This window comes from Aeromonas sp. R4-3 (assembly GCF_040908275.1).
In the GTDB taxonomy this organism is placed as follows: Bacteria; Pseudomonadota; Gammaproteobacteria; order Enterobacterales; family Aeromonadaceae; genus Aeromonas; species Aeromonas rivipollensis.
The window spans coordinates 1-4,732 of the sequence record NZ_JBFODK010000034.1 but is presented as its reverse complement, the minus strand read 5'-3'; the positions used below and the strand labels follow the sequence as shown (position 1 = coordinate 4,732).

The following is a 4,732-nucleotide window of genomic DNA, read 5'->3' as shown; positions in this document are numbered from 1 at the left end:
AGTCACTTGGCACAAAAACACACCATTCTAAATTATTGATATTAAATGGCTAAACTTTTTAGTTTTGGCACATAGGGTACTTATTCGCACCTTCCTTAGCAGAATGATTGTCGTCATCACCAGATCCCTGCCAGCATGAATAAACTAGTCTAGCAGTAACTAATGGAACCCGTTGAAGGTCGATCTCCGGTGAGAGGATTGCATACAGTACACATTGAACGAACAAACATACCCTCCCTGTGCAACTCAAATAATTTATCGAAAAATATTGGCACCAAACTACAGCTAGGAGATAATGCTAGGCGATAAACAAATAACTTTTTAGGCGTGATATCCATGAATGATTTTATCAAAACACTGCTGAACATTCGTAGTCTCCGGGCTGCTCTGCGTGAACTGCCATTCGAACAACTGGTCGAGATTAAGAGCAAATTTGATGAGGTGTTTGCAGAGCGTGAGGCTGCTGAGCTCCGATATCAGGAAGAAAACGCTGAACGTCTGCGTAAGCTGGCGGAGTTCAGCGAGATGCTGAAAAACGCAGGGATTGACCCCAGCGAACTGGTTGGTAGTGCTGCTCCGTCGAAAGCTGACGGAATGGAAAAGTCCAAGCGAGCGCCGCGCCCCGCAAAGTACAAGTATCACGAAGATGGCCAGGAAAAAACCTGGACTGGTCAGGGCCGTATGCCGAAAGCCATCGCTGAGGGCGTTGCTAGCGGAAAGTCCTTAGAGGATTATCTGATCTAATCCACAATTATAGTGGTATTGAAAGCAGCCGTAAGGCTGCTTTTTTTATTCATTCTACTATAATAAATTTTGTTTAGGGTGGCATGAGACATTTTTGTTAATGCTATTCGTCCATTACTCTACATGTATCGCGAGTGTTCGATGAAAATAATGACCACAAAAGAGGTTGAGGTTATAGCTGATATTCAGTGTGACGTATGCCATAAAAGCACAACCCCACATATGAACCCAAATTTGTATAATCCTCAGTTTGGAGCCCTGACTGCAAAATGGGGTTATGGTTCGAAACATGATGGTACGGCATATGAGGTGCATCTATGTGAGGAGTGCTTTTTTACTGTGCTGAGTCAGATAAAAAATATGCGTAAAAATGATCATGCGGGTTATGTTGATGATCAATCATTTGGGAGGCTTTTATCTCACAGTCTTGAGATTATATGACATCATTGGTTCGGCTAGATCTAGAAAAGGTATGTCTGTCCTAGGATGAGAGCATGCCTTTCTATATAACTTTAATCAGCCTATGTCATAGTTTTAATTTCACGGAAGAAAATTAAATTCACCATGTAAGTCTAGTTAATTTCATATTTTAAATATTAACTTTCGCCAATGCCATTGATAACGTTAGTCGTTAAATTAATAATTTAGCTCAAAAAATTGTTGATATTATATTTAGTGTTTGCAATACTATAATTAGAGTGAGTATTAAATATCACCGAATAATTTAGCTCATTTCTTAATGTGACTTCGTATAAATCTATTGTATATTTTTTGAAAAAACTCTAAACCAGCTATGTTTTAATGTCTATTAAATTGGTTGGTTTGAAAAAAATGCATAACACTACTAATAATTATTATAAAGGTGCACGCAATGAACATAAAACCACGCTCAGGTAGACCCCAAAAATCAGCTGACGAAAAACGCAGCTTAATACTCCGAATCTCATTTAATGCAGCTGAGCAACGTGTTTTAACTAAGCATAGTAAAACCTATGGTATTCCCAAAAAGTCTAGCCTGATTCGGTTTTTGGCTCTCAGGGAACCAGACAGTAATATCTCACCAGATTTTTCATATGATGATCGTGTGAGATTGCTCGAAGGGTTATACAATATATCATCGAATTTAAATCAAATCATTTTGCTGATTAGACAAGCTGAAGCTGAAGCTAAAGTTGGTAGTGACGTTTATAAACTTATTACTGACAGTAGTGATAACTCTCCAGTGATGCAGGCTTTCTCATCTATAAATTCTTTGTTTGTAGGAATTGAAAAAGCTCTGATTGGAGTGAAGTTGAAATGAATTTTGAAAAACACAGGTTCGGCCAATACTTCCAGTACAGACTGTCTTACATTTACCGAGCTATACATATTGGTAGGAAACGAAAATCCATGCCATCACAGGTTTATCATCTCGGTGGTGGTGTAATTAATAGACCAAATATTACATTGAATGAAAGAGGTGAGGTCTCTGATTATGACATCGGGCCACTACTCATGGAGTTGAATATGCAGGCATCATTGTATGCAGGCACAGGAAACCAACTATGTGCACATTATTCACTATCATTGAGCCCCGATGAATCATTAACGCCATATCAATGTCTAGTTGCAGCTAGGCTGCTAATGAGTGAATTGGGATATGGTAGCGATACTCGATGGACATCTGTTATACACCGCGATACAAGCTCTCTACATGTACATGTTGTGGCATGTAGAGTAAAACTTGACAGAACCTTAGTTGATGATAGTAATGACTACGCTCGGGGAGTTGACGCTGCTCGAAAAATAGAAATTGAATTGGGATTGGCGAACTGTAAAAGTCCTGAAGCAAATTTCGGTCATGAGTATAGCATAGTCAATATTAAAAATGGCCGTGGTAGAGGGAGCTTTCATGCTATGCATGATCCCGCCTGTATAATTAGGGATGCAATGGACGTGGTTTTTAAAAACCAGCCAAACAACATGACTGAATTTGTCACTGGGTTGCGTGAGCATAATGTAATGGTCAGGGTGAGGAGAGCAGATAATCACGAGCCAAAAGGTATTTGTTATAGTATAGACGGTAAGAAATGGATATCAGGGTCTAAGGTTAAGAGATTGCGGGCTACCTGGTCTAAGCTGCTCGACCAGGGCATTGAATATTCACCTCGGCGAGATGATTTAAATTTGCAATTAGGTGAATCAAATCAATTAAGCGAGCTTAAGGTTATACTATTTACTGCATTGATTCGTTGTACTAAAAAACAATATGCCAAGATGAAAAGATCCGTCATTCCGCACCTGATTTTGCTATTTTCAGTGCTTGACGGCGATCGGCCGTTCTGATCTATTACTCTCTTTTGCAGGTAGATCATCATGGCCGCACCCGCTATCTCGATCCGTAACCTCGATCACCTTGGTTTGGTCGCCGCACTCTGCCAGGAACTGGGCATTGCCCGCATGATCGATGCCTTGCTCCCCAAAACCCCGCCTTTCAAGGTCTCACATGGTGAAGCCTTGGTCGCCATGATAGTGAACGGCCTCGGCTTTCACAGCAGCACCCTGCACATGTTCCCGCAATTCTTTGCTAACAAGCCGGTTGAGCGCCTGATTGGCCCCGGGATCTGTGCTGATGACCTCAATGATGATGTGCTCGGTCGCTGTCTCGATGCCCTCTTTGAGGCCGATGTCAGCGCCTTGTATCAGGTGATGGCGGCGCAAGTTGTCGAGCGGCTGGGGCTCAAAAGCACCGCAGTGCACCTCGATATTACCAGCTTCCACGTCGATGGCGCCTATGACTGTGCCGATGGGGATCTGGTCGGTAAGCTGCAACTGGTGCGTGGTTATAGTCGTGATCACCGGCCAGAGCTGAATCAAGTGATCCTTGAGCTCATCTGTGAAAATCAGGCTGGCCTACCTGTCTATATGCAGGCCCTGAGCGGCAATAGTAATGACACCAAAGCCTTTGCCCAGACCGTTCGTCGCCATTTGAGCAGTCTCAAGGCCGCGCAGGAGTGCCGTTATCTGGTCGGCGATGCCGCACTGTACTGCGCCGATACCTTGCAATTACTGGCGCAACAGCAGCAACTATTTGTGACCCGGGTGCCCGTCACTCTCAATGAGGCAAAGCAGGCCGTGGCAACCATAGGTGCACAACCGCTGACCGCTCTGGGCAATGGCTATCATGGCCGTTGGCAACACGCGAATTATGCCGGGGTCGCGCAACGTTGGTTGCTGGTGCGCAGCGAACAAGCCAGCCACCGCGAGCAGCAGACATTGGCCAAAAACCTGCTCAAAGACAGTACCCGCGAGCTCAAAGCCTTCGCCAAATTGTGTGCCCGACGCTTTGCTTGTGAGGCGGATGCCCAAGCTGAGTTGAGCTGTTTTACCGCCAGCTTGATGCTGCTGCAACTGGATGCCGAAGTGGTAGGTGAACCCGTTTATACAGGACGTGGCAGACCCAAGCGTGGCGAAGAGCCAATTGGCCATCAGTTTCAAATCACTGGGTTGGCGGCAACTAGCCTGGCCTGCGTTGAAGAGGCCCGCAACCAGACCGGGGTGTTCATCCTGGCGACCAATGACCACAGCGATACGCTGACCATGGCCGAACTTTTGGCCACCTATAAAGCGCAGCAGAATGTCGAACGGGGCTTTCGTTTTCTCAAGAGCCCGGAGTTTTTAACCTCCTCACTGTACCTGAAAAAGCCGGAGCGGATTGAAGCGTTGCTCATGGTGATGACCTGTAGCCTGATGATTTACGCAGCGTTGGAGCACCGGATCCGGCAGGGATTAGTGGAGCAGAATCGCAGTGTGGCGGATATGAAAAAGAAACCGACCCAGCAGCCGACGGCCCGTTGGATCTTTTTGCGCTTTGGTGGCATCCATGAATATCGACTGGGAGAAGCTCCGCCACAAGTAACGGAGCTAACAGGAGACCAGCAGATCATTTTGGAGGTATTGGGTGAGCGCTATCGGCAAATTTATTCCTAAATCAGGTGCGGAATGTCGG

5 protein-coding genes are annotated in these 4,732 nt (G+C 45.1%); all 5 read left to right on the top strand.

The features are described from left to right. Positions 1 to 336 precede the first annotated feature (336 nt). The 5 genes from AB5Y91_RS11810 to AB5Y91_RS11790 all read left to right on the top strand — a co-directional run bounded on the left by AB5Y91_RS11810 (position 337) and on the right by AB5Y91_RS11790 (position 4,713). Entirely contained in the window at positions 337 to 744 is a 408-nt protein-coding gene (locus tag AB5Y91_RS11810) for an H-NS family nucleoid-associated regulatory protein (protein WP_069785062.1), read from the top strand. A 141-nt stretch (positions 745 to 885) separates the two neighbouring features. After that, positions 886 to 1,185 carry a hypothetical protein gene (locus AB5Y91_RS11805; RefSeq protein WP_149153961.1) on the top strand — a complete coding sequence of 100 codons (300 nt, stop codon included), beginning with the start codon at positions 886 to 888 and terminating at the stop codon, positions 1,183 to 1,185. Between the two features lie 430 nt (positions 1,186 to 1,615). After that, positions 1,616 to 2,044 (top strand): hypothetical protein, encoded by a 429-nt coding sequence (locus tag AB5Y91_RS11800; protein ID WP_323906200.1) that lies wholly within the window; start codon positions 1,616 to 1,618, stop codon positions 2,042 to 2,044. Positions 2,045 to 2,133: 89 nt separating this feature from the next. Next, a complete protein-coding gene (locus AB5Y91_RS11795) occupies positions 2,134 to 3,069 on the top strand; it encodes a relaxase/mobilization nuclease domain-containing protein (RefSeq protein WP_368169878.1) in 936 nt (311 codons plus the stop codon). A 30-nt stretch (positions 3,070 to 3,099) separates the two neighbouring features. Beyond that, positions 3,100 to 4,713, top strand: coding sequence for an IS1634-like element ISAs25 family transposase (locus AB5Y91_RS11790; RefSeq protein ID WP_010674210.1), 1,614 nt, complete (start codon positions 3,100 to 3,102; stop codon positions 4,711 to 4,713). The last annotated feature ends 19 nt before the right edge of the window (positions 4,714 to 4,732 follow it).

Coding starts and splice junctions, on each gene's coding strand:
- AB5Y91_RS11790 (WP_010674210.1), top strand. CDS start 3,100: ATGGCCGCACCCGCTATCTCGATCCGTAACCTCGATCACCTTGGTTTG.
- AB5Y91_RS11810 (WP_069785062.1), top strand. CDS start 337: ATGAATGATTTTATCAAAACACTGCTGAACATTCGTAGTCTCCGGGCT.
- AB5Y91_RS11800 (WP_323906200.1), top strand. CDS start 1,616: ATGAACATAAAACCACGCTCAGGTAGACCCCAAAAATCAGCTGACGAA.
- AB5Y91_RS11805 (WP_149153961.1), top strand. CDS start 886: ATGAAAATAATGACCACAAAAGAGGTTGAGGTTATAGCTGATATTCAG.
- AB5Y91_RS11795 (WP_368169878.1), top strand. CDS start 2,134: ATGCCATCACAGGTTTATCATCTCGGTGGTGGTGTAATTAATAGACCA.